This window comes from Pseudomonas sp. PS02303, from assembly GCF_029959925.1.
In the GTDB taxonomy this organism is placed as follows: Bacteria; Pseudomonadota; Gammaproteobacteria; order Pseudomonadales; family Pseudomonadaceae; genus Aquipseudomonas; species Aquipseudomonas mandelii.
Genome location: NZ_JASCOM010000413.1, coordinates 1 through 3,190, shown reverse-complemented (window position 1 = coordinate 3,190; position 3,190 = coordinate 1). Strand labels below are relative to the sequence as shown.

The window sequence follows — 3,190 nt, the reverse complement described above, 5'->3', positions numbered from 1 at the left end:
GATTGCATCACCGCGATGTGTCAGACATACCGCGGCGCCTGCATCGCGAGCAGGCTCACTCCTACAAGGGACTCCATGGGTGTCGATATTTTCATACGGGACAAACAACAAGGGGGCGAATTTTCATCCGCCCCCTGTTTGTCCACTTACTCTTGTGGCTCTTCGTCAGCAGCGGCGTCGAGTTGCTGATCTTCAACCACGTCGTCGATCACGACCTCGCCGTCGAACACCGCCCCCTCTTCATCTTCCAGCTCTTCGCCTTCGACTTCCGACGGCTCCTGCACCCGCTCCAGACCGACCAGCGTTTCATCACTGGCCAGTTTGATCAGGGTCACGCCCTGGGTGTTACGTCCCAGACTGGACACTTCGTCGACGCGGGTACGCACCAGGGTGCCCTGGTCGGAAATCAGCATGATTTCCTCGCCGTCGAGCACCTGGACTGCACCGACCAAGCGGCCGTTACGGTCGTTGCTGACCATGGCGATAACGCCCTGACCGCCACGTTTGTATTCAGGGAACTCGGTGATCGCCGTGCGCTTGCCGAAACCACGGGCCGAAGCGGTGAGGATCTGGCTGCCTTCTTCCGGAATCAGCATGGAAATCAGCTTCTGACCTTCCGGCAGACGCATGCCGCGGACACCGCGAGCGGTACGGCCCATGGCGCGAACGTCGGTTTCCTTGAAGCGAGTGACCTTGCCGCCGTCGGAGAACAGCATGACTTCGCGGCTGCCATCGGTAATGGAAGCTGAAATCAGTACGTCACCTTCGTCCAGCTCCAGCGCGATCAGACCGACGCTGCGTTGACGGCTGAAGGATTCCAGCGGGGTCTTCTTCACGGTGCCTTTGGCAGTGGCCATGAAGATGAAATGACCTTCGGTGTATTCGTCGACCGGGAGCATGGTGGTGATGTATTCATCACTGTCCAGCGGCAGCAGGTTGACCAACGGACGACCACGGGCCGCGCGGGACGCTTCAGGGATTTCGTAGGTTTTCAGCCAGTACACTTTACCTTTGCTGGAGAACAGCAGCAGCGTGGTGTGGCTGTTGGCGACCAGCAGGTGAGCGATGTAGTCCTCATCCTTCACGCCGGTAGCCGATTTGCCTTTACCGCCACGACGCTGAGCCTGGTACGCCGCCAATGGCTGGGTCTTGGCATAGCCACCGTGGGAAATGGTCACGACGCGCTCTTCTTCCGGGATCATGTCACCCAGGGTCAGGTCGAGACGGGCATCGAGAATCTCGGTGCGGCGCACATCGCCGTATTCGGCGCGAATCACTTCCAGCTCTTCGCGGATCACTTCCATCAGGCGCGTGGCGCTGCTGAGGATGCGGATCAGCTCGCCGATCTGGTTGAGGATCTCTTGATACTCGGCCAGCAGCTTTTCGTGTTCCAGGCCGGTCAGACGGTGCAGACGCAGTTCCAGAATGGCTTGTGCCTGTTCCGGCGACAGGAAGTACTTGCCTTCGCGCAGACCGTATTGCGGATCCAGGGTCTCTGGACGGCACGAATCGGCACCGGCGCGCTCAACCATCGCGACCACGGCGGAGGATTCCCACGCAGTCTTGATCAGCGCTTCCTTGGCTTCCGACGGCGTTGGCGAAGCCTTGATCAGGGCGATGACCGGGTCGATGTTCGACAGGGCAACCGCTTGACCTTCCAGGATGTGGCCACGTTCGCGCGCTTTACGCAGTTCGAACACGGTACGACGGGTAACGACTTCGCGACGGTGACGAACGAAAGCTTCCAGCAGGTCCTTGAGGTTCAGGATCCGCGGACGGCCGTCGATCAGCGCGACGATGTTGATACCGAATACGGCTTGCAGCTGGGTCTGGGCGTAGAGGTTGTTGAGGATCACCTCAGGCACTTCGCCACGACGCAGCTCGATCACGACGCGCATACCGTCCTTGTCGGACTCGTCGCGCAGTTCGGTGATGCCTTCGAGCTTCTTCTCTTTTACCAGCTCGGCGATCTTCTCGATCAGACGGGCCTTGTTCAGCTGGTATGGGAGTTCGGTGATGACGATCTGCTGACGGCCACCGACCTTGTCGATGTCTTCAATGATCGAGCGGGCGCGCATGTAAATGCGGCCACGACCGGTGCGGTAGGCTTCGATGATGCCGGCGCGACCGTTGATGATCGCGGCGGTCGGGAAGTCCGGACCGGGGATGTATTGCATCAGCTCATCGATGGTCAACTCAGGGTTGTCGATGAGCGCCAGGCAACCGTCGATGACTTCACCGAGGTTGTGCGGCGGAATGTTGGTTGCCATGCCCACGGCGATACCGCTGGAGCCGTTGACCAACAGGTTGGGAATACGGGTCGGCATGACCGCCGGGATCATTTCGGTGCCGTCGTAGTTCGGCACCCAGTCCACGGTTTCTTTGTGCAGGTCAGCCAGCAGCTCGTGCGCCAGCTTGGTCATGCGCACTTCGGTGTATCGCATGGCGGCGGCGTTGTCGCCGTCCACCGAACCGAAGTTGCCCTGCCCGTCTACCAGCAGGTAGCGCAGCGAGAATGGCTGCGCCATGCGGACGATGGTGTCGTACACCGCGGTATCACCGTGCGGGTGATACTTACCGATCACGTCACCGACAACACGGGCAGATTTCTTGTACGGCTTGTTGAAGTCGTTGCCCAGCTCGCTCATCGCGAACAGCACACGCCGGTGCACGGGCTTCAAGCCATCGCGCGCATCCGGCAAGGCCCGCCCGACGATTACGCTCATCGCGTAGTCGAGGTAGGACTGCTTCAGCTCGTCTTCGATATTGACCGGGAGGATTTCTTTGGCCAGTTCGCCCATGAGAAGCTCGATTCCTTTTTCTGGTGAAACTTCGTCACATCCATATGGGACGAACGAAGCTCGCCGCTGCAGGCTGAGTGCCATGCACCGACTTACGACAAATCAACAAGTTGAACCATGGATTTGCGCAGTAAAGACAACCCCGCGGGACTGCCTCGGAAAACGCCGGATGTTATCACAAGAGCCGCCACGCACCTATCCCCCAGACGCGCATGGAGTGTAGTTAGTTGACTGGTGGCAGGCTGAAAGGGGACGAGAGAGGCTTAGAGCCGCTCCGAATGCAGAATTGGCATCTGATTTACGGATGTTTGTTGACTTTTAGGGCCTCATCGCCAGCAGGCTGGCTCCCACAGGATCGGTGTCGATCAAAAAACCTGTGGGAGCCAGCC

Annotated in this window: 1 protein-coding gene; it reads right to left on the bottom strand. The window is 59.4% G+C overall.

What is annotated here, in order from left to right; genetic code table 11:
* Positions 1–146 precede the first annotated feature (146 nt).
* A complete protein-coding gene (gyrA, locus tag QMX98_RS33435) occupies positions 147–2,801 on the bottom strand; it encodes a DNA gyrase subunit A (protein ID WP_154912860.1) in 2,655 nt (884 codons plus the stop codon).
* Positions 2,802–3,190 lie beyond the last annotated feature (389 nt).

Bases quoted from the DNA above. Each gene is read 5' to 3' on its own strand.
- gyrA (WP_154912860.1), bottom strand. From the start codon at position 2,801: ATGGGCGAACTGGCCAAAGAAATCCTCCCGGTCAATATCGAAGACGAG.